Annotated in this window: 19 protein-coding genes and 1 pseudogene; 9 read left to right on the forward strand and 11 right to left on the reverse strand. The window is 47.1% G+C overall.

Translation table 11 applies throughout. The annotated features are described in order from the left end of the window. Nucleotides 1–6: 6 nt before the first annotated feature. The 4 genes from MHB78_RS23085 to MHB78_RS23100 all read right to left on the reverse strand — a co-directional run bounded on the left by MHB78_RS23085 (nucleotide 7) and on the right by MHB78_RS23100 (nucleotide 5,432). Nucleotides 7–1,326 (reverse strand): malic enzyme-like NAD(P)-binding protein, encoded by a 1,320-nt coding sequence (locus MHB78_RS23085; protein WP_046129365.1) that lies wholly within the window; start codon nucleotides 1,324–1,326, stop codon nucleotides 7–9. A 33-nt stretch (nucleotides 1,327–1,359) separates the two neighbouring features. Continuing rightward, a complete protein-coding gene (gene nhaC, locus MHB78_RS23090; RefSeq protein ID WP_046129364.1) occupies nucleotides 1,360–2,757 on the reverse strand; it encodes a Na+/H+ antiporter NhaC in 1,398 nt (465 codons plus the stop codon). 240 nt (nucleotides 2,758–2,997) lie between these two features. Next, complete coding sequence (aspA, locus tag MHB78_RS23095; protein WP_046129363.1) at nucleotides 2,998–4,422, reverse strand: aspartate ammonia-lyase; 1,425 nt, start codon at nucleotides 4,420–4,422, stop codon at nucleotides 2,998–3,000. 20 nt (nucleotides 4,423–4,442) lie between these two features. Beyond that, nucleotides 4,443–5,432, reverse strand: a complete 990-nt coding sequence (locus MHB78_RS23100) for an asparaginase (RefSeq protein ID WP_065894701.1) — start codon at nucleotides 5,430–5,432, stop codon at nucleotides 4,443–4,445. A gap of 211 nt (nucleotides 5,433–5,643) precedes the next feature. Between MHB78_RS23100 and MHB78_RS23105 the strand changes: the two genes are divergently transcribed. Beyond that, on the forward strand, nucleotides 5,644–5,991 hold the full coding sequence (locus MHB78_RS23105) for a helix-turn-helix transcriptional regulator (RefSeq protein WP_046129361.1): 348 nt from the start codon (nucleotides 5,644–5,646) through the stop codon (nucleotides 5,989–5,991). Between the two features lie 62 nt (nucleotides 5,992–6,053). Here the strand turns inward: MHB78_RS23105 and MHB78_RS23110 are convergent, their stop codons facing one another. After that, entirely contained in the window at nucleotides 6,054–7,106 is a 1,053-nt protein-coding gene (locus tag MHB78_RS23110) for a lactonase family protein (RefSeq protein ID WP_046129360.1), read from the reverse strand. A gap of 181 nt (nucleotides 7,107–7,287) precedes the next feature. Here MHB78_RS23110 and MHB78_RS23115 point away from each other — a divergent pair, with 181 nt between their 5' ends. The 7 genes from MHB78_RS23115 to MHB78_RS23145 all read left to right on the forward strand — a co-directional run bounded on the left by MHB78_RS23115 (nucleotide 7,288) and on the right by MHB78_RS23145 (nucleotide 12,965). After that, on the forward strand, nucleotides 7,288–7,977 hold the full coding sequence (locus tag MHB78_RS23115; RefSeq protein WP_046129359.1) for a response regulator transcription factor: 690 nt from the start codon (nucleotides 7,288–7,290) through the stop codon (nucleotides 7,975–7,977). Beyond that, on the forward strand, nucleotides 7,974–8,954 hold the full coding sequence (locus tag MHB78_RS23120) for a HAMP domain-containing histidine kinase (RefSeq protein ID WP_046129358.1): 981 nt from the start codon (nucleotides 7,974–7,976) through the stop codon (nucleotides 8,952–8,954). Before MHB78_RS23115 ends, MHB78_RS23120 begins: the two co-directional genes overlap by 4 nt. A gap of 125 nt (nucleotides 8,955–9,079) precedes the next feature. Beyond that, the gene (locus MHB78_RS23125; protein WP_046129357.1) at nucleotides 9,080–9,853 is read left to right on the forward strand and encodes an ABC transporter ATP-binding protein; all 774 of its coding nucleotides are present in this window, start codon (nucleotides 9,080–9,082) and stop codon (nucleotides 9,851–9,853) included. Further along, nucleotides 9,828–11,705: an ABC transporter permease gene (locus MHB78_RS23130; RefSeq protein WP_046129356.1), complete on the forward strand. Its 1,878-nt coding sequence runs from the start codon at nucleotides 9,828–9,830 to the stop codon at nucleotides 11,703–11,705. The genes MHB78_RS23125 and MHB78_RS23130 overlap by 26 nt, the downstream gene beginning before the upstream one ends. 6 nt (nucleotides 11,706–11,711) lie before the next feature. Next, the gene (locus MHB78_RS23135) at nucleotides 11,712–12,065 is read left to right on the forward strand and encodes a YxeA family protein (protein ID WP_046129355.1); all 354 of its coding nucleotides are present in this window, start codon (nucleotides 11,712–11,714) and stop codon (nucleotides 12,063–12,065) included. A 119-nt stretch (nucleotides 12,066–12,184) separates the two neighbouring features. Next, nucleotides 12,185–12,418, forward strand: a complete 234-nt coding sequence (locus tag MHB78_RS23140; RefSeq protein WP_052948494.1) for a hypothetical protein — start codon at nucleotides 12,185–12,187, stop codon at nucleotides 12,416–12,418. 298 nt (nucleotides 12,419–12,716) lie between these two features. Then, nucleotides 12,717–12,965 (forward strand): hypothetical protein, encoded by a 249-nt coding sequence (locus MHB78_RS23145; RefSeq protein ID WP_046129354.1) that lies wholly within the window; start codon nucleotides 12,717–12,719, stop codon nucleotides 12,963–12,965. A gap of 37 nt (nucleotides 12,966–13,002) precedes the next feature. On the opposite strand, the gene MHB78_RS23150 is transcribed toward MHB78_RS23145, so the two are convergent. Beyond that, nucleotides 13,003–13,824 (reverse strand): polysaccharide deacetylase family protein, encoded by an 822-nt coding sequence (locus MHB78_RS23150; RefSeq protein ID WP_082094029.1) that lies wholly within the window; start codon nucleotides 13,822–13,824, stop codon nucleotides 13,003–13,005. 240 nt (nucleotides 13,825–14,064) lie between these two features. After that, nucleotides 14,065–15,903: pseudogene (locus tag MHB78_RS23155) on the reverse strand (glycosyltransferase); the annotation flags it as partial. A gap of 552 nt (nucleotides 15,904–16,455) precedes the next feature. Here MHB78_RS23155 and MHB78_RS23160 point away from each other — a divergent pair. Continuing rightward, nucleotides 16,456–17,808, forward strand: a complete 1,353-nt coding sequence (locus MHB78_RS23160) for a 2-hydroxycarboxylate transporter family protein (protein ID WP_046129353.1) — start codon at nucleotides 16,456–16,458, stop codon at nucleotides 17,806–17,808. Nucleotides 17,809–17,848: 40 nt separating this feature from the next. On the opposite strand, the gene MHB78_RS23165 is transcribed toward MHB78_RS23160, so the two are convergent. The 4 genes from MHB78_RS23165 to MHB78_RS23180 form a co-directional block, all read right to left on the reverse strand. Continuing rightward, a complete protein-coding gene (locus tag MHB78_RS23165; protein ID WP_046129352.1) occupies nucleotides 17,849–18,697 on the reverse strand; it encodes a glycerophosphodiester phosphodiesterase family protein in 849 nt (282 codons plus the stop codon). Between the two features lie 129 nt (nucleotides 18,698–18,826). Then, nucleotides 18,827–19,096: an excalibur calcium-binding domain-containing protein gene (locus MHB78_RS23170; RefSeq protein WP_046129351.1), complete on the reverse strand. Its 270-nt coding sequence runs from the start codon at nucleotides 19,094–19,096 to the stop codon at nucleotides 18,827–18,829. Nucleotides 19,097–19,245: 149 nt separating this feature from the next. Next, entirely contained in the window at nucleotides 19,246–19,875 is a 630-nt protein-coding gene (locus MHB78_RS23175; RefSeq protein WP_046129350.1) for a hypothetical protein, read from the reverse strand. Nucleotides 19,876–19,972: 97 nt separating this feature from the next. Beyond that, nucleotides 19,973–20,758: a hypothetical protein gene (locus tag MHB78_RS23180; protein ID WP_046129349.1), complete on the reverse strand. Its 786-nt coding sequence runs from the start codon at nucleotides 20,756–20,758 to the stop codon at nucleotides 19,973–19,975. Nucleotides 20,759–20,769: the final 11 nt, after the last annotated feature.

Below are 20,769 nucleotides of genomic sequence, written 5' to 3' on the forward strand. Positions count from 1 at the left end.
TCCGTATTATCTCCCGCTCGAAAGCGTTGCTCTTTCCACGGCTTCGGCGACAATCTCATGAACGTCGGGGTTCAGCGGATCGGGTACTAAATCGCCTTGTTTTGTACAGGAGGCAATGGCCTCGGCTGCGGCCACGAGCATCGGATGTGTGATCGATTCTGCTCTTGCATTCAACGCGCCTCTGAAAATGCCCGGGAATCCGAGAACATTATTGACAGACCGCCCGTCTGCAGCGTAAGCCGCTCCCGCCTTGAGCGCTTCTTCCGGCTCAATCTCAGGCTTCGGATTGGACAGAGCCAGAATCACCTGGCCTTCGCGAACCCATTTTTTATCGATCAGCCCCGGAACGCCCGTCGTCGCGATAACGATGTCGCAGCTTTCCATCAGCTCTTCAATGCTTTCAGCTGCGTGTCCTCCGTAATTCTCCAAGCGGGCCATTGCTTCCATCGATTTATCTGTTCCGACGACCCGTTTCACTCCGTATGCCATAAACATCCGGCAGATGGCAACGCCCGCGGCGCCGAGGCCGATTTGGCCGACGTGCGCCTGCTTCAGGTCGACTCCCGCGCTTTTAGCTGCCGAAATCGCCGCCGCAAGCGTAACAACGGCAGTACCGTGCTGATCATCATGCATCACAGGGATGTCCAGTTCCTGCTTCAGGCGCTCCTCGACTTCAAAACAATGCGGAGAACCGATATCTTCGAGCAAGATCCCGTTGAATCCCGGCGCGATGTTTTTCACCGTCTGGACGATCTCATCAGGATTTTTCGTATCAAGCAATATCGGGATGCCGCTGATTCCGGCGAGCTGGTCAAAAAGAGCGGCTTTTCCTTCCATGACCGGCATTCCGGCGACAGGGCCGATGTCCCCTAGGCCGAGAATGGCGGTTCCGTCCGTCACGATGGCCACCGAATTGCCGATTCCAGTGTAAATCTTTGCTTTTTGCGGTTCTTCTTTAATAATTTCGCACACATTGGCGACCCCTGGCGTATACACCCGTCTCAAGTCTGCGAGCGACCTGATCGGCATTTTGCTCTTCATGTGAATCTTTCCGCCTTCGTGAGCGGAAAGGACGTCGTCAGAAACGGTATGAAGATGAATGCCGTCCTTTAAATTGCGGATCACATCAAGAATTTCGGTCAGCTGTTCTTCATGCTCGACTTGAACCGTGATGCTCCTCATCGTATAATGCGGCCCGACCTTGATCGTCTCGATCTCTCCGATATCACCGCCCGCCAGGCCGATCGCCGTGGTCACTTTTCCAAGGTTTCCGGGTGCTGAAGGAATTTCGATCATTAAATTGCGAATAATATTTTTGCCATTCATCACAGAATACCTCCAATGATTTGTTATCAGCTGCTACTGCACCGATGAATCCTTTTGATCCGTATACCAGATGAATTTCCCGGTATATCCGTACAAAATCGCGAGTCCGACTGAAACGAAGCTCATCCACATGAACGGCAAGTAACTGAAGGTGGAGATGCCTAAAATTCCGGCCATATAAATCCCGTTGTCTGACCAAGGCACCATCCCCGACGTCATGGTCCCTCCGACCTCGGCGTTTCTTGACAGCACCCTCCGATCGATGCGGAGCTTGTCATAGCTTTTCTCCATGATCTTCGGCGTTAAAATCAGCGAAACGTACATAGCGCAGCCAAACACGTTCCCTAAAAAGGCGACAATGAGCGTCGAAAGCGTTACGTTTCCAGCAGATGTCAGCTTTTTCTGGAACTTGGACACAATTACTTTCAAAACGCCTAAATGTTCCAAAAGTCCTCCAAATCCAAGGCCGAGGATAATGACGACAACAGAGCTGAGCATTCCCTCGATTCCTCCGCGGTTCAGAAGCTGGTCCATAAATTTAATGCCGGTATCAATTGAAAAACCGCTGTACGCTGTTCCGAGCGCATCGGAAAAATTCATTCCCTGGAATACAGCCGCCCAGATGGCTCCCAAGAGAGCACCGATTGCAATCGTCGGTACGGAAGGCTTTCTCATCGCCAGAAGAACGATGACGACGATTGCCGGAACAAGCATCCAAATATGAATGTCAAACGTGTTCTGCAGCAACTTTTTCAAAAACTCGACTTTCTCCAAATCAACGTTCTTGCCTCCGTAGATAAATCCCGTAACGGTAAAGAGCACCGCTGTGATGATATATGCGGGAATCGATAAATACAGCATCGCCCTTACGTGAGAGATGACTTCGACTTTTGATAAAGATGAAGCAAGCACCGTACTGTCTGAAAGCGGTGATAATTTATCGCCAAAATAGGCACCTGATAAAACGGCGCCGGCTACGAGCGGAAGGGGCAGTCCCAGACCTTCCCCGATCGCCATCATCGCAATTCCGGCCGTACCGACGGTTCCCCATGACGTACCTGTCGCAACAGACGTAATCGAACAAATAATGAGCGTGGCAAGCAGGAATATGCTCGGATGAATAAATTCGAGCCCGTAATAGATTAAAGTCGGAACAACTCCGCCGGCTATCCACGTGCCGATCAGAGCGCCGACTGCAATGAGGATTAATATCGCTTCAAGACCGTTGGTAATCCCTGTTGTAATCGACTTCTGCAAATCTTCATAACGGTGTCCCAGGCGCAGCCCGAGCAAAATCACCAAAAACCATGATATGAATAGTGCCAACTGTATCGGCAAATTAAATTTTACTGTAAACGAACAAACGATTGCTAAAAATGCACCTAATACAATGATGATTTCTACCATTGATGGTAACCGTGCTTCTTTCAACCTGGAGTCCCCCTTGTTTTTGAAACGCTTACAAAAAAGCTACTTCAAAATAGTAAATTCTACTCAATTTTTTCCTAAAAATTTAACTAACAGAGCAAGTATACCATGAAAAAAGACAAGATGATATCCTATTTTCCCCATGGTATCCTTACTCCCCCAAAATTTTTAGTTGCAAGCGGAAACACCCTGTTTTTCTATCCCGGTAAAATGCTTTCAGCGTGTTTCCGCCTGCCTTTTTTATTAATCCCGATTTAAAAGTTCAGCCCCGGCAATACCCGGTTTCGTCATTTCATAAGGGTTCAAAATCAGATCTAGCTCTTCTTCTGTCAAAACGTCATTTTGCAGACACAGATCGCGTACTGATTGGCCCGTTAAAATCGCTTCCCTCGCGATTCTTGCGGCCGCTTCATAGCCGAGGTGAGGGTTTACGGCAGTAATGACGCCGGCGCTTTTTTCGACATATGCTTTCAGGCGTTTTTCGTTTGCTTCAATACCTGTCACACAGTGATCTGTAAATGAACGGAATCCGTTGTTCATGATGCTGATCGATTGAAGAAGGTTAAACACGAGCACAGGCTCCATAACATTCAGTTCGAGCTGTCCGGCTTCAGAAGCCAGGCAAATCGTGTGGTCGTTCCCGATCACCTGGAAGGCAATCTGGTTGATCAGCTCGGCCATGACCGGATTGACTTTCCCCGGCATGATCGATGACCCCGGCTGTCTCGCCGGCAGGGAAATCTCCGCCAGTCCTGCGCGCGGGCCGGATGCCATCAGCCTTAAATCGTTTGCGATTTTGGACATGTTCATCATGCAGACTTTCAATGCTGCCGATACTTCTGTATAAGCGTCCGTATTCTGCGTCGCATCGACGAGGTGGTCGGCGCCGACGAGCGGGAGGCCGCTGATATCTGCCAGATGCTTGACGACATTTTCAATGTAGCGCGGATCTGCGTTTAATCCCGTTCCTACTGCAGTTGCGCCCATATTGACTTCATATAAATGCTGACGCGACTGTTTAATCCGCTTGATGTCGCGTTCGATCACGCGGCTGTATGCTTCAAACTCCTGACCGAGGCGAATCGGAACAGCATCCTGGAGATGGGTGCGCCCCATTTTGATGACATGATCGAATTCACTCGCTTTTTTCTTGAAGGCGCCCAGCATGTACTCCATCGTATCGAGCAGCTTTTCAAGCAATTTCAGCGTTGAAATGTGAATGGCCGTCGGAAACACGTCATTTGTCGACTGTGACATGTTGACGTGCGTGTTCGGACTTAAGTGAATATATTCTCCTTTTTGATGGCCGAGCAGTTCAAGCGCGCGGTTTCCGATGACTTCATTCGCATTCATGTTCATGGACGTGCCGGCGCCGCCCTGAATCGGATCGACGATAAATTGATCGTGCAGCTTGCCTTCGATGATCTCGTCAGCTGCCTGGACAATCGCATCCCCGAGTCCTTTATAGAGACGCTTCGTCTCCATGTTGGCAAGTGCGGCCGCTTTTTTGACCACGGCCAGCGCCTTGATCATTTCCTCATGAATTTTATATCCGGTAATCGGAAAATTTTCTGCTGCCCGTAATGTTTGAATACCATAGTAGACATCCGCCGGGATGTTCTTCTCTCCGAGAAAATCCTTCTCTGTCCGATATGCGGTCTGATTCATTTGTTAACCCTGCTTTCTGTTTAAATAATGATATCGTCTGCAATTGGCGTTTCCATGATTTTTTTGACCTCATGCGGGTCTCCATTTTTCCCTAAAGCCCACATCAGCTTAGGCACGATCGCTTCGGTGTTCATGTTTCTTGATCGGATAACGGCATCCTGGTTGACTCTGCGGCCGACTTCATAAATGCTCATATCCTCTCCTTCTTCAAGGCATTGCGTCGTGATGACGACGACGATTCCGGAATCGATCAGTTCATTGACCTTGTCCAAAATATTCCGTTTCTCAAACGGAATGCCGCCGCTGCCGTAGCTCTCAATGACGACGCCTTTATAAGAGCCTTTCAGACAATCGAGGAACTCCGGCTTCAAGCCGGGATGCAGCTTGATCAGACAAACGTCGGTATTTAAAGAAGTATCGAACGCAATCGGCTCTTGCTTTGCTTCAGGAACCCGTTTGTTGTACTCGATCTCCTGATCGTGGATGAACGCGATATAAGGATAGTTGATGCTTTCAAAAGCATCATAGCTTTTCGTTCTTAATTTGATCGCTCTCGTTCCTAAAATGACACGGCCGTCAAAGACGACGTACACCCCGCCGATGCCGTCTGAGGCAAAGCGGACAGCATCTTTAATATTTTTCTTTGCATCTGTCTTCTTAAATGTAATCGGCACCTGTGAACCCGTGATAACGATCGGCTTATCGACGTTTTGCAGCATATAGGAAAGCGCAGCTGACGTATAGGCCATCGTATCGGTACCATGGGTGATGACAAACCCGTCGTAGCGGCCGTAGTTCTCATATACCGCTTCAGCCATTTTCACCCAATGTTCAGGCTGCATGTTTGTACTGTCTATGTCCATTAAAGATTGGCAATCTATCGTATAATTTTTATGGTCATCAGATAAATAGCTGAGAAGCTCTTCCGCTTTAACCCCCGGAGCGAGCCCGTTTTCTCCTTCTACTGAAGCGATCGTCCCGCCGGTGGTTAGCAGCAGTAACTTTTTCATATGCTACACCTCTCTAAGAAGTATTTTAACGTTTTAAAGCATGATCATATAGAGCAAAAAGGCCGACAGATAAGCATTGTATACGCTTTATGCGTACCTTCATTGCAATTATAGTCCTCAAATGTGAAATAATCAAGAAAGATTATTCATTTCGCGTACACTTTTGCTCATAATGTGCTATAATCACTGTGTATCAAAAGGAGCGGAAGATATGAATTTAGATCGATTAACAACACTGAGAAAAAATAAGAAATGGTCATTGCAATATACAGCCGACCGCCTCGGTATTGCGAAAAGCACCTATGCGGGGTATGAATCCGGCTATCGCCGCCCTTCATTGGAGGCGCTTATCGAAATCGCTGATTTATTCGGAACCTCAACCGACTACTTGCTCGGCAGAATCGACGACCCACGGGATGGGAAGAGCAAAAACGAACCAATTGAATTGACGAATTGGGGCAAGCACAAACTGGCGGTTGACGGGGCGCTTCTTTCTGAAGAAGACATCAGGCAGATGGTCGCGTTCATCAAAGTCAAAAAACAGCTTGATGCTGAATGAGCGGGGGCTGTCCTTTTTATACAAAAAAACTTGATTGGCCGAAAATCGCCAATCAAGTTTTTTTAATTTAAGCGATGCAAGAACTTTACGCAGACCGCTTCAGGAGCGGGGATGTTGGACTGCAGCAGCGTCAGCGTGCCCGTCGATTCGTTTCTTTCATATAATGTCAGCGTTCCTGTTTCCTGGTTGGAGGCGATCAAAAAACCTTCCGTAGGATCAAATGCAAAGTCGCGCGGCCATTCACCTTCTGTAGAGACATGCTCGATCAAGGAAAGCTCGTCTGAGTATTCATTTACGGCAAACACGGCGATGCTGTCGTGTCCGCGGTTTGAAGCGTAGACAAATTTGCCGTCGCGCGTGACGTGAATCGCGCCGCCCTGGCTTTTTCCGTCAAAGCCATCAGGCAAGGCGGAAATGACTTGCACTTCGCGAAATTCTCCAAGGCCGGGGTTATATTCGAGAACGATAACTTCATTGCTCAGCTCTGTCAGCACATACGCGTACTTTTCTTTCGGATGAAACTCGATATGCCGGGGACCGGAACCAGGCGCGACAGCGAGCGACTTCACTTCCTCCAGCTTTCCTTCCTTCAGTTGATAGGTGATCACCCGGTCAATTCCTAGATCAACGGCTACCGCATAGTTTTCGTCAGGGGTAAAACCAGAATAGTGCGCATGCGCCTTCTCCTGTCTTTCATGCGGGCCGGATCCTTTATGCTGCACCTCTGAAGCGGGAGCATCCAAGCTGCCGTCTCCATCTAAAGTATAGGATGCAATCGTTCCGCTGTGATAATTGGCGGAAAGCACATACTGATTGGCGCTGTCGACGCTGACATGGCACGGCGACGGGCCGTCTGCGGTTTGCTTGTTGACGAAATGCAGATCACCTGTATTCCCGTCAATCCGGTAGGCGGCAACACCGCCTTGTTCACCGTCATTGATCACCGCATAGAGCATGCTATTGTCTTTGGCGATATTGAGATATGTCGGACTGCCCAGCTTTGCCGCAAGCTTTGGCGTGCTCAGCGCTTTTTTGTCGGTATCAAGTTCAAACGTATAGATTCCTTTGCTGTCTGCTTTTGTATATGTTCCGATATAACCTCTATATGTTGCCATTTGATCCTCTCCTTTTTACATTACGGTCGTCTATTCCTATTTTAACCTACAGAAACAGAATAAGCATGATTTGGTGTGCAAAAAATAAAACGCTCACATGAAAAATATCTTTTTATGATATTCTTAAGCATGAAAGATCAATCGTCCGGGAACGGAACGTTTGTTTATGGGAGTGTTTCGTATGACGAAAATCATGATTGTCGAAGACAGCGAAGACATTCGGCAGCTATTGCAAAATTATTTAGAAAAGTACGGATATAACACCGTTACAACGCATGATTTCACAACTATCCTCGATACTTTTTTGGAAGAGAAACCTGATTTGGTGTTGCTTGATATCAATTTGCCGGCATACGACGGGTACTATTGGTGCCGTCAAATCCGCCAGCATTCGACTTGTCCGATCATTTTCATTTCTGCCAGAAGCGGGGAAATGGATCAGGTCATGGCGATTGAAAACGGCGGCGATGATTATATAGAGAAGCCTTTTTCCTATGAGGTGGTGCTTGCGAAAATTAAAAGCCAGATTCGCAGGGCCTTTGGCGAATATGCGGTAAAACAAGGGGAAAAAGTGGTTGAATTCGAAGGCGTTCAGTTGTTTGTCGAACGATTTGAACTGCGCTTCCGGGATAAGAAGCACGAGCTTTCAAAAAAGGAAAGCAGACTCCTGGAAGTGCTGCTTGAAAGAGGAGAAAAGGTGACAAGCAGAGACCGGTTAATGGAAAAGACATGGGAAACCGATACATTTGTGGATGAAAACACGTTAAATGTCTATATTGCGAGACTTCGCAAAAAATTGCGGGGCATGGACGTGCCCTTTTCGATTGAATCAGTGCGGGGCGAAGGGTATCAGCTGAGGGCGAGGTCATGAAGCTTTTTCTAAAAAACCATGCCGTTCTTATCCTTCTATTCCTTCTTCAGGGCGGATTCGTGTTTTTTTACTATTGGTTTGCCGGCATGCAGTCTTTTACACACCTTTTTTACGTCCTCGGCGTTCAGCTTCTGGCGCTGGCGCTTTATCTGTCGTACAAATGGTATCAAGAACACAGAGTCTATCAATGGCTCGGCTCTGAACAACAAGATACGGAAATTCCTTTTTTGGGGACGTCTGAATTTTGCTCAGAGCTGTATGAAAAACATATGGAGCTAAGCCGGTTTCAGCACCGCAAAATTCATGAAATGGAATCCAGGCTGGAAGACAGGGTGACCTACATGAATCAATGGGTGCATCAGGTGAAAACCCCGCTTTCCGTCATCAATCTGATCATTCAGGAAGAGGATGAGCCCATTTTTAAACAAATCAAAAAAGAAGTCCAGCAGATTGAATACGGACTGGAAACGCTCCTCTACTCTTCAAGGCTTGACCTGTTTGAAAGGGATTTTAAAATTGAAGCTGTGTCTCTTGAAAATCTGCTGCAATCGTTAATTCAGCATTATAAACGCTACTTTATTCAGCACCGCGTATATCCGAAAACACACCTGCCCGCTGAAGACGCCGTCATTTATACGGACCGGAAATGGCTCAGGTTCGCAATCGGACAGGTCATCACAAATGCCGTAAAGTATTCGGCGGGGAAAAGCGACCGCATCGATATGACGATATTCCGTCAAGATGAACGGATCGTCTTGGAAATAAAAGACTACGGGGTCGGAATTCCTTCCCAGGATGTAAAGCGGGTATTCGAACCATATTACACCGGGGAAAACGGGCGGCGTTTTCAGGAATCGACGGGCATGGGCCTCTATCTTGTAAAAGAGATTGCCGAAAAGCTCGATCATGATGTAAGCATTGCTTCTGAAGACGGAAAAGGGACAGCCTTTCAATTTTCGTTCCTTACAAAAATGTAAGTCTTCTTTAATAAAACCGCATAGCTCTTCCTCATCCTCCTTGATAAGATGTGTTTGCAGAAACATTCTTTTTCAAGGAGGATTTTTTTATCCCCACCGACACAGAGCAAAGAAGGAGGATTATGATGACTGATATGCTGGTCGTTAAAAACATCAATAAAACATATAAAGGACAAGTCTCTCATCAGGCGTTAAAAAATATTTCATTCAATGTCGAGGACGGCGAATTCACGGCTATTATGGGACCTTCCGGGTCTGGAAAAACGACGCTGCTCAATATGATATCAACCATTGACCGCCCCGATTCCGGCGACATTTTGATCCGCGGAGAAGACCCGCATCATCTAAAAAGGGCGAAACTCGCCCGCTTTCGCCGCAAGCAGCTCGGATTCGTATTCCAGGATTTTAATTTGCTGGATACGCTGACGCTCGGCGAAAACATCATGCTGCCGTTAACGCTTGAAAATAAACCGCCTTCCGTCATGGAAGAAAAGCTTCAGGCGATTGCTGAAAAGCTCGGCATCGAGGCCCTTCTCAATAAACGGACGTTTGAAATATCCGGCGGACAAAAACAGCGCGCAGCCATCGCAAGAGCTGTCATTCATCAACCTGCCCTCATCCTCGCTGATGAACCGACGGGAAACCTCGATTCCAAGGCGTCAAAAGACGTGATGGAAACGATGCAGCATCTTAACGAAAACGACAATGCCACGATATTGATGGTCACGCATGACCCTGTAGCCGCAAGCTACTGCCGCCGCGTCATTTTTATTAAAGACGGAACATTATTCAACGAAATTCATCGCGGCGCCAACCGCCAAGTATTTTATGAAGAGATTTTGAATGTGCTGTCCATGCTGGGAGGAAACGCCAATGACCTTTCTACAGTTCGCTTATAAAAACGTCATTCGGAATAAAAGGGCCTATCTCGCCTTCTTTTTAAGCAGCGCGTTTTCGGTGATGATTTTTTTCACCTTTGCGATGCTTTTGTTCCACCCCGCTTTGGAAAAAGGCTATTTAAACAACATTGCAAAACGGGGATTGACGGTGGCCGAATGGATGATTTTCGCTTTTTCCATCCTGTTTGTGCTCTATTCCGTAAACGCCTTTCTCAAGTCGAGAAGCAAAGAATTCGGGATACTCACCATTCAAGGAATCGCTCCGGGTCAATTGAGGAGGCTGATTACAGCTGAAAATATCATCATCGGCGTGCTTTCGATCGTTACAGGGATCATCGGCGGTCTGATTTTCGCAAAAACCTTCTTTACGGTCGGCGCTTATATTCTGGAAATGGACGCTTTGCCTCTGTATCTGCCTTGGAAAGCGCTGGCTCTCACAGCCGCATGCTTCATCGTGCTGTTTATTCTGCTGTCGCAATTTACGGTCTTGTTTATTAAATCAAAAACCGTTGTCAAGCTGATCAAGGGCACCGGGAAAATCAAACCTGAGCCAAAACCGTCCCTTATCTTTTCGGTCATCGGCATCGGCTGCCTCGGCTCCGGCTACTGGCTTGCATTGTCCGACGAAATCCATTTTCCCCAAGCCGTCACGATCTTAATTCTGACGATCATCGGGACTTATTTCTTCTTTAGCCAAAGCAGCATTTGGCTGCTCAGGATGTTAAAAAAGCGGAAATCATTTTATTTGCGCGGAAAAAACGTCCTGTGGGTATCCGATCTTGTCTACCGGCTGAAAGATAATGCCCGCCTGTTCTTTCTCGTCTGTATCATTTCAGCGGTCGCCTTTACCGCCACAGGCACATTGGCGATCTACAAGACCTCCCTCGGAAAAATGGATTCTCAATACGGGATGGAGTACTTATCGAACAGCGGGAACACCAAAGAACAAGCACACGTTAAGCTGATTGAACAAAAGCTGAAGGAAGGACATTTTTCGTATACAAAGGAAGAGACAAAAGGTATCCATATCAGCTATAGCCAGGGAGATCTCGTTCCTCCGGTGCTCCTGATCTCTGAAAGCGAATTCCGAAAGCACTTCAAGTCAAATTCGGGTGAACTGAAAGACGGCGAGGCGCTGTATTATCCAAGCACCTTTGAGGCGAAAGACAAGACGGAAGTTCCCGGGACCTTGAACATGCTGAACAAAGATCTGAAGCCGGCAAATGAACGGCTGAAAGTGAAAGGTTTTAAAAAACCGCTCATTTCGTTAGACAGCATCGTTGTCGTAAACGGCAAAACCTTTGAAAAGCTCAAGAAACAAGGCGAAGCCGTCACATTGTACGGGTATAAATACGGCCGCTGGAAAGACAGCCTTGATATCAGCCAATCGCTGAAAAACAGCATATACGGAAACTATGGCCATATCCAATTTCAGTTTGACGCAAAGGCCATTTCTTATTTCGATACTGTTCAGCTTCCAAGCCTGAGCCTGTTTATCGGACTCTTTATTGCACTTCTCTTTTTTACGGCATCCGGAAGCTTTCTCTACTTCCGCCTGTTTACCGATCTTGAGGAAGATCAAGAGCGCTACCGGTCGCTTGCAAAAATCGGCCTGAGCGAAGAGGAAATGTCGCAGAGCGTGACGATTCAATTGGCCATCCTGTTCTTCTTTCCATTCGCGATTGCATCAGTTCATACCTATTTCGCGATGAAGACGCTCGAGTCGCAAAGTTTCGGTCATTTCACAGCTCCGCTCTTCATGACGATAGGCGGGTTTCTGATCTTCCAACTATTATTCTTTATGATCATTCGAAAAAGCTATCTAAAAAAATTAAAAGGATTTTTAAGGTGATAAGATATGAAAAAAATAATCTCTTTAATCGCAGCCGGTTTGGCTGTTGTATGCATCGGCTCTTTTCTGTTCATTCATAATGATGTGACAGACCGGTTCAATCCGCTCATCCCGAAAGAAAACGTGTATGTCCAGATCAACAAAGAAGGTAAGCACCTAAGTCCGGGCGGCTATGAGTACACACTGGAGGGATATAATGACGCCGGCAAGGAAAAAGAAGTAACATTCCTCGCCAGCGGCTCCCTTCGAAAAAACGCCTACCTAAAGGTATATGCGAAGGGAAAATATGTAGAGACATGGGAAGAAGTACAGCCCGGCGACATGCCGAATGCAGTCAGGGGCAAATTGATAAAACAGTGAAAAAACGGCATATAAGCCGTTTTTTCTATTATAAACTATAAATTTACAAATCTCCGAAACTTTTTGACCGCCTGTTCGTATAAAAACAGAAGTCATATTGATAAGGGGGTTCTCATATCATGATTGGAACTATTTGTTTTATACTGGCGCTTTTCGTCCTCTACAACGCCATAACATCGCCGGACGAAAAAAACAGAAACAGCGGTTCTTCGATGTTTTTCTCCGGCGGTCCTGATTCATCCCACGGCCATCACTCAGGCGGCTGCGATTCATTCGGAGACGGCGGCGGCGGTGATTGCAGCGGCGGTGATTGCAGCGGTGGTGGAGGCGATGGCGGCGGTGGAGGCTTTTAAGACATGCCGGCTGCTTTCTCCATCTTCTTCTCCTGCTCGGGTCTTTGGCTGGATGCAGTATTTGCTGCAGTCAGCCGGGCATGTTCCGGAATTCCCTTCACATTCTTTCACCATTCACTCCAATATTCAGTTGTTTAACCGGACTTCCGACTGGGAATGATGTTAAGACAACGATCCCCACTCTTCAATCGATACAAAAGTCACAAAAAAACAATTTTGATACAAAACATATAAAACTTTCCACCCACTTGTTCGATATTAAAAGAAGACATTTATGACAAGGAGGGGTTTTTTCCATATGATATTTTTACTCGTTTTATTCGCTCTGTTCATTTTATATTCGTTCTTTTTTGATAACAGAAACGGAAGATCGCCTAAAAAAACAGCTGAAACGAAAACACTGGTCCGTCAGGCTTCTGCACCGCCCGCATTTTTAAGAGTGATCGAAACCGCACCTGGCCAGGCGGCAAGCCGTCGGCCGTCTGATCGTATACGCCCCGACCTGCGGCTGATCATGAACCCGGGGGAGCAAAACGAAAAAAAATAAGGAAGGCGGCATACGCGGAGAATGCCGCTTTTCCTTATTACCTGTTGTGTTCAATCGTTCTTCCGAATGCTTCCGGAGACATCCCGGGTGAGATGCGGACGCGATGCAGCGCATACAGCCCCTGTTCGCGCGACGCCGCCCCGGGCTCTGTCGTCACGGCCATCCTGTAGCCTGCTTTCCCGGCCATTTTCAGCGTCTCCGCATTATAGCGGCCGACCGGATAGCTCAGCATCACGGTTTGTTGGCCGAACATAGAGTCAAACAATGTTTTGGAACGGCTCATCTCACTCAATTGCCGCTCCGGCGTCAGCCCGTTCAGCTCGAGATGGCTGATCGTATGGCTTTCAATTGAGATGCCGTTTCGGCTCATCTCTTTCATTTGTTCTTCCGTCAGATGATTCTTGCGGTCAATCGATTTTCCGATCATGAAAATCGTCGCCTTCATGCCGTATTGCTTCAAAATCGGATATGCCTTCGTGTAATTGTCCGTATAGCCGTCATCAAACGTAATCAGCACGCATTTTTTACGCGGCATTTTATCCTCGGTCAAAACGGTATAGGCTTCTTCCGGCGTCAGCGTATAATAGCCGTTGTCTTTCAGCCATTTCATATGTCCGCGGAACTCGGCTTCGGGCACCCTCAGGCTGTTTCCCGACGAGATGCTGTGGTACATCAAAATCGGAATCCGGGCGGGGCCCTTCACTTTTATCCAGGCCGGTGTGTGCCCCGTTTCCTTTTTTGACGGCACAGCCTCTTTTTGCTCTGCTTTCGGCGGCATTTCCTTCTCCTCTCCGCTTGCTTCATGGCTTGAGCATCCATACAGCGACACGGCCAAAAGCAGCAGAAGCAGCATTCTCATCAGCACGGTGTAAAGGTTTACCCTGTAGCAGATTTTTGGATGAATCGTGACGGCAGCCCGCAGAAGGCGGTGATGATCGGATTCGGCGGACTTTCGGAAAAAGAAATCGAAGAGGGGATCAAGAGGCTTCACAAAGCGTGGCGTGTATGTTAAAAAATTCCCGCCCGCAATCCGATATGAAGAACGTAACCTAAAGAAAAGAAAGCAGGAAAACGTGTGAAAAAAGCCGATCAGCTTCACATACAGATCGCTATCCAATCCATGAAACCGCAGGCCGATTTCGATATCGTCCCCGTCTTTCGTCGTCCAGATTACCTGAACCGGAATCTTTCCGACCGTCTCGATCTCAAGGGCGTCGGCCTCATAATAAATGTTTGCTTCAGCCGTGTACGGCAGCCTGATTCGAGCGCCGGTATCGCTCACATCCACCAGTTCGCACGGGTGCTCCCGGTCTGCACCGCCCGTCCGAAAAGACGCTGATTTGTTGATCGCAAAACGTTCAGAGCTTCTGAATCGCGGTCTGTCAAAGGCAACGAGCATCGCCAGAAAAAGGCCCGCCATATTGTACAGCATCCAAAATAAGTTATATGATGCCACATCGATGTCAAACGTTTGATGAAACAGATAATCATAAAGCGTTTTGCCGAGAGCCGCAATCGTCAATCCAAGCAAAACCGCACACGGATATGCCGTCGTGTATCTGAATGTGCGCCGGTTTGTGCTGACTCCTTTCGGCGTGACTTTAAAGTCAAAACGCTTTTTAAAGATAAACTCAGACAAAGCAGACAACGCCAGGTGCGGAGCCATTGACGTATCGTAGATATGGCTCCAGCTCATGCTGCGCTGTCTATCTGAAACGGCTTTAAACGAAAGGTATGAGCTTAAAAAGGCCGGGAGCCAAAAGGCGGTAATCGACCAGACGTCTGCATCCAGACTGTGGATGCCGCACAATAAAAACAAAATCGGAGTCAGTATGTACACCATTTTAAAAACGCCGAAAAACCAAAAGAGAATGCCGTCAAAATAAAGGACCCGCTGCATAGGAGAAAGCCCTTTTAACGTAAGCGGATTCCACTTTTTTCCGCACTGGATGTTCCCCCTGCACCAGCGGTCGCGCTGTTTCAGCAAATCCGTCCACGTTTCAGGCGCCAAACCGACCGCCAGCACTTCACTGACAAAAACGGCTTCAAATTTCGTTTCTAAAAGCATTCCCGTCGCCATATCCTCCGTGATCACCCCGGTTGCAAAACCGCCGATCTCTTCCAATGCCGTTCTTCTGAAAACGGTATTGGAACCAACGTACATCACCGCGTTAAACCTGTCTTTTCCCGCTTGCAGCCTTCGCATGAAAAAGTCCTGCTCATTCGGGATATTGGTTCCGGAAAATAAGTTGTACTGGTAAGGGTCTTCATTATAAAACGCCTGCGGTGTTTGTACGAAAGCGACCTTTTCGTCCTGAAAATAGCCGACCGTCTTTTGCAGGAAGGAAGGCAGCGGGACCATATCGGCGTCCATCGTGACGATCAGCTCTCCCTCCGAGCGGCTCATGGCGTGATTTAAGTTTCCAGCCTTTGCGTGCTCGTTGCTTTCCCTTGTCAAATAGTGAACGCCAAATTCTTCAGCCAGCTTTTGAATATCGGCGCGTCTTCCGTCATCGCACAAATAGACGTTCACCAGTTCTTTCGGATAATCGAGATTAAGGCATCCTGACACCGTTTTTTTCAGCACGTGCCGCTCCTCATTATACGTGGCGATTAAAATATCGACCGTCGGCCGGTGATCTTTGTCTTGTAATGGGACAGGGCTTCGCTTCTTTTCCTTCCATACGAGCGTATAAAAGATGACGAGCTGAAAAAAGCCGATGCATTCGGTTGCAAGCAGGATCACCCCCATTGCCGTATCGAGAGGGCCGGTGCTCGGCAGCGTAAATCCGAACCGCCAGATGATATAAACGCCGTTTGCTGCAAGGCACATGATGATGAGCGGCTTTTTAAAGCGCGAGCTCGCTTTACATCCAAAAAAAGCGGTTAAAATGATTGCAATCATTGCCGCCGGATAGCCATAAAAAACATATTCCATCTTTTTTTCTCCTATTTGATTGTTATGTACATGTTTCACTCTATTTCTTTAGCACTCAAATATATTAACATCTTAAGACCTATATTTCATCAATAAATAACTTTTCTATAAATCTATATACCTTATAGAAAAGTTCATCAGCGATGTCCCCTGATTGTTTCTCGGACCATTTGACTTAAACGTTCCTTCCTTGCTGAGGCTGAATGACGGCCTAATAAACGGTTTTTTTCCAGAAAAAAAGACTGAAAGCCTAAATAATTGATATCTTTATGACGGATTAAGAGCCTTTTTGTGTCGTTTTTTTTGAAATAACCGGAAATTCGGGAAAAATCGGCTTGGCGGCATTCTATTATTTTTCAGCAAAAACGATATTTGGTGCGGCTTTTCGAAAAATGAACGATCGCGGACGAAAACTCCGGCGGCCTCCAGAGTTGCTGAACATAGGGATAGGTCTTCTTTCGCACTTGTCTGAATTTTGATTTTTTTAGTATACTTAATTTAGTTAAATAACACATCAACAAAGGGGACTATTAACAGAACGGGGGAAATCATATGGAACAAAGATCAGAGGTGCAAAGCCTGCCTTTTCAAACGATAAAGGAAAAAGATGATAACTTTATCGCCAGAGCAATGAACATCACGATCGGCATTATTCCGCTTCCTGTATACCTGCTGCTTCTTGCTTTGATTGTAACGTTTGTATATATGCACGATTTGAAAAGCGATATCTTGACATCAATCGCCGTCATGGGCTTTTTCGGCTTTACCTTTGCGCAAATCGGTAAATCGATTCCGGTCGTTCGATCCATCGGGGGAGCCGCGATCATCGCTACGTTTATTCCTTCGGCTATCGTGTACTACCACTTGATTCCAGACGATATTGTAAAATCGACTACAGAGTTTACAGAAAACTCAAACTTTCTTTATCTTTTTATTTCTGCAATTGTGGTTGGAAGCATTTTAGGAATGAAAAGGGAAACACTTGTCAGAGCATTTCTTAAAATTTTCATTCCGCTGATCGCCGGATCTATCGCCGCTGCAGCAGTCGGCTTAGCGGTCGGCACAATGCTCGGTCTCGGTTTTCAGCATACGCTGCTCTATATTGTCCTTCCGATCATGGCCGGGGGAGTCGGTGAAGGCGCGATTCCTCTGTCGATCGGCTATTCAGAAATTATGCACATGCCACAGGGAGATGCTTTTGCGCTGGTACTTCCATCAATTATGTTCGGAAGTTTAACCGCTGTCATTTTATCAGGCGTGCTCAATGTCATAGGGAAGAAAAAACCGGAATGGACGGGCAATGGAAAAGTCGACCGTTCAGAAAACGGGGACGTTTCTTCGCTTGAGTCTCACGATAAGGAAAAAGAAAGCGTTTTTAACCTTACGAATTTCGCGGCAGGCGGCATATTGGCAGTCACGCTGTATTTGGTCGGCATGCTGTCCCATGACTTATTCGGTTTTCCGGCACCTGTCATGATGCTCTTATTGGCCGTCGCCATCAAGCTGTTCCGCCTGGCGCCCGCCCATATTGAAAGCGGAGCCTTCAGCGTGTCGCGCTTTTTCTCAACCGCGGTTACGTACCCGCTCCTATTTGCCATCGGGGTTTCGATGACACCGTGGGACAAGCTGATCGCAGCATTTAACGTGGCCAACATTATCACGATTGTCTCTGTCGTCGTTACGATGATGACCGTCGGCTTTTTCACCGGAAAGTGGCTGAACATGTACCCGATCGAAATCGCGATCATCAATGCCTGCCATTCCGGCCAGGGCGGTACGGGCGACATCGCCATCCTCAGCGCAGCGGAACGGCTTGAGCTCATGCCGTTTGCCCAGGTGTCGACAAGGATCGGCGGCGCCATCACCGTTACGCTCACACTGCTGATCCTGGCCCAGATTTATTGATAAAGATAAGCCTGCAGACTGATCTGCAGGCTTCTTATGTTTAACGTATTTTTTTCGGAACATAATCCGGGTAGTCTGTGACTATGCCATCAACTCCCGCTTGCAAAAGCGGAGGAACCTCATCACGGGAACGCACGGTCCACGGCGTAATTTTCATGCCGAGTGCGTGAATGCGGCCTACGAGCGTCGGATCAGCAGCCACATTCCCTAAATATGCGTTGACATAGTTCGCATATCCGGCAAACTCGTTCAATTTGGCATCCGTCAGATCGGAAGGACGGGACGTTAAAACCCCTGTCAGCACAGATGGGAGCAATTCGTGGATGCGGCGGACGGATTGAAAGTCAAACGATTGGACAATCACTTTGCCGTTTTTCGGTTTATCCATTTTCCGTTTTTTCAGGGCGGCCGCCACCTTTTCTTCGATCCCCGGATAAATGGCAGGCTCTTTCAGCTCAATCAGCAGCCCGATTTTTCCTTTATAGCGGTCAAGCACTTTCTCAAACGTCGGAATCCGTTCACCGGTGAACTGAGGTCCGAAATAGCTGCCGGCATCAAGCTTGCGCAGCTCTTTAAGCGTTAGATCCTTTACTTTTACCGGCGCCTCTGAATCGATGTCTGTCGTGCGGTTTACCGTTGTGTCATGGATGACGACGAGCTTCCCGTCCTTGGACATCTGAACATCAAGTTCGATATAGTCGGCCTTCATTTTGCGCGCTTTGTCAAAAGCCGCGACCGTGTTTTCAGGCGCATATCCGGAAGCGCCCCTGTGTGCGATCACATCCACTTTGTGAGGCTTCGCCGCCTGTGCGTTTGGCGTGAGCAGCAATGAACCGAGAGTAAAACCAATCAATAAAAACAACACGACTTTTTTTAAACTTGCTGACACAATCTCCACTCCCCTTTATCTTTGCGATTCGGAACACAGTATAGCTTCATACTGTAAAGATTATGTTGCAGCAGTTTTAATTTTCATTTTTTTCAAAAAAAGATCTCCCGTTCGGGAGATCTTATGCCCTTATCGTTCACAGGCAATTTTGTCTTTATCGCGGTCGAGCCTTTTATTGGCGTCATACAGCGCTTTTGACACATACGGCTTGTACTTCGTTTTTCCGCCTTTGTTCTTGACCGATTTTGAGCGGGCCACGCCGCCTTTGTACACCTTGTTTAACGCCTTGCAGTTTTTATATGTTTTTACCTTTGTTTTGGCTTCAGCCGCATCGCCGGCGCTAAAAGAAAAGCCGATGATGAGGCCTAAAGACAAAAGTGCAGCAAATAGCTTTTTCACCTTCCATTACCCCTTTCGTTTATGTATATCTGAATCTATCATAAGTGATTTAGAACCCCTTATCAAGAAGAAAATGACATTTTATTGAATAAATAGTCCTGAATTAAGAACGGCCTTTTGACCCTGTCAAACATAAATAAAAGCGAGGATCAACTGCGTTTCCCCGCTTTTTTTAAAACAGAGTCGAGTTCATAAGCCAACTCTTTCGGATGAATGCACAGCATCTCTTCGAGAGGATGCTTCCAGTCGCCGTCTTTGATCAGTTTAACGGCATAATGGCCTGCAGGATCGTTTTCCGGATACCATTCCACATCAAGGAGCAGTTGCTCCTCCTCATGCTCAAGCTGAAGCAAATCCCGCTTGAAATCAGACAGCCACACGTCGCTCCCGGGATCTAAATCGCCGGGATTCGTATCTGTTAAGGCATGATGCGAAACCTTCCAGCCGCCCGGAATCCGAAGCCGCAGAAGATTGCGGGGACCGCCTGATTCGCCCCCTTCCTTCCATATCATCTCTTCCAATCTCTCAACAAGCTGTTCATACGGTATTTGAAGCATATCGGCGACCGGCTTCTCATCGGTAGTAAACATCTTGACGGCATACTGGAGATCTCCCGCACTCTCGACTTGTATCATTTTATGATTCTCTTCATTTTCCAATACAAATAATGTTTGACGGCCCTCCCGAATCGGCTTTTGATATAAATGGTTTTCTTTCACCTTCCATCCTTCCCGGATTTTCAAAGGATGCAGTTTGAAAAAGTAATGCAATGTCGTCAACCGCCCCAGCTCCTCTCCATCGGGCTCTCACATACAAGCTTATGCGGCGGCGCAATGTTTAGAACAAGCACAAAAAACTTGGAGAGGTCTCTCCAAGTTAATCTGTCAGCTGATAGACCGTAATTTGGCTGATAAGGTCGTCATTGTGGCTGCATAGCACGGCTATTTTTCCCCGGCCGAGAAATCCTCCTCTTAAAAACGCCATCCGGCCTCCCGGCGCAATCGTTATCCGTTCTGTTTGATCCGCCAGTTCGATGATATTTTCTTGTATGAACAGCGCCGCATTGCCTGAAAAATCGACATCATGCGGCTTATAAGCGGATGTCAAAAAGATTTTATCCCGGCCAGACTGGTAAACATAGTATCGGTTATTTCTTGTATTGACGATGATTTCCGATTTCTCTGCATCATAGCGGACAACCGGCAAATCCTTCGTTTCCTCCCAAAACGCATAGAATGAATCATACTTCTCTTTTACATACGCCTGTTCAATGCGATGGAACGCATTGTCTCTAGTGCCGTATCTGTAAAACTCTCCGTCATAGGTGACGAACACAATCTCATCGCTGCCCCAAACATGATATTTTGACAGAACGGGAAGGTCTCCTTCTATATCGCACACCTTATGTGCCATGCTCTTTAAATCGAAATAAAACAGCCTCTTGTCATCATGAAAGAAAACGGCCAATTCCTCGGTCAGCGCGTTTTTAAAGGACGCATCAACGACGATGTCCTCCAACCCGATCTTTTCGATGACGTTCAAACGGTCATCAAGCACCATGATTCCTTCATAATCGTCATTAATGACGATTTTCCCCGGAAACACTTCCATAAAGTAGACATCTTTATCAAGATTGCATTGAGTGATTTCAAGTAATTTCATCGTTTTTTCCT

The sequence above is a fragment of the Bacillus sp. FSL K6-0138 genome, from assembly GCF_037982765.1.
Classification (GTDB): domain Bacteria; phylum Bacillota; class Bacilli; order Bacillales; family Bacillaceae; genus Bacillus; species Bacillus glycinifermentans.

Coding starts and splice junctions, on each gene's coding strand:
- MHB78_RS23140 (WP_052948494.1), top strand. CDS start 12,185: ATGATTGGAACTATTTGTTTTATACTGGCGCTTTTCGTCCTCTACAAC.
- MHB78_RS23135 (WP_046129355.1), top strand. CDS start 11,712: ATGAAAAAAATAATCTCTTTAATCGCAGCCGGTTTGGCTGTTGTATGC.
- MHB78_RS23085 (WP_046129365.1), bottom strand. CDS start 1,326: ATGAATGGCAAAAATATTATTCGCAATTTAATGATCGAAATTCCTTCA.
- MHB78_RS23125 (WP_046129357.1), top strand. CDS start 9,080: ATGACTGATATGCTGGTCGTTAAAAACATCAATAAAACATATAAAGGA.
- MHB78_RS23145 (WP_046129354.1), top strand. CDS start 12,717: ATGATATTTTTACTCGTTTTATTCGCTCTGTTCATTTTATATTCGTTC.
- MHB78_RS23150 (WP_082094029.1), bottom strand. CDS start 13,824: ATGAGAATGCTGCTTCTGCTGCTTTTGGCCGTGTCGCTGTATGGATGC.
- MHB78_RS23110 (WP_046129360.1), bottom strand. CDS start 7,106: ATGGCAACATATAGAGGTTATATCGGAACATATACAAAAGCAGACAGC.
- MHB78_RS23120 (WP_046129358.1), top strand. CDS start 7,974: ATGAAGCTTTTTCTAAAAAACCATGCCGTTCTTATCCTTCTATTCCTT.
- MHB78_RS23180 (WP_046129349.1), bottom strand. CDS start 20,758: ATGAAATTACTTGAAATCACTCAATGCAATCTTGATAAAGATGTCTAC.
- MHB78_RS23115 (WP_046129359.1), top strand. CDS start 7,288: ATGACGAAAATCATGATTGTCGAAGACAGCGAAGACATTCGGCAGCTA.
- MHB78_RS23160 (WP_046129353.1), top strand. CDS start 16,456: ATGGAACAAAGATCAGAGGTGCAAAGCCTGCCTTTTCAAACGATAAAG.
- aspA (WP_046129363.1), bottom strand. CDS start 4,422: ATGAATCAGACCGCATATCGGACAGAGAAGGATTTTCTCGGAGAGAAG.
- MHB78_RS23130 (WP_046129356.1), top strand. CDS start 9,828: ATGACCTTTCTACAGTTCGCTTATAAAAACGTCATTCGGAATAAAAGG.
- MHB78_RS23100 (WP_065894701.1), bottom strand. CDS start 5,432: ATGAAAAAGTTACTGCTGCTAACCACCGGCGGGACGATCGCTTCAGTA.
- MHB78_RS23105 (WP_046129361.1), top strand. CDS start 5,644: ATGAATTTAGATCGATTAACAACACTGAGAAAAAATAAGAAATGGTCA.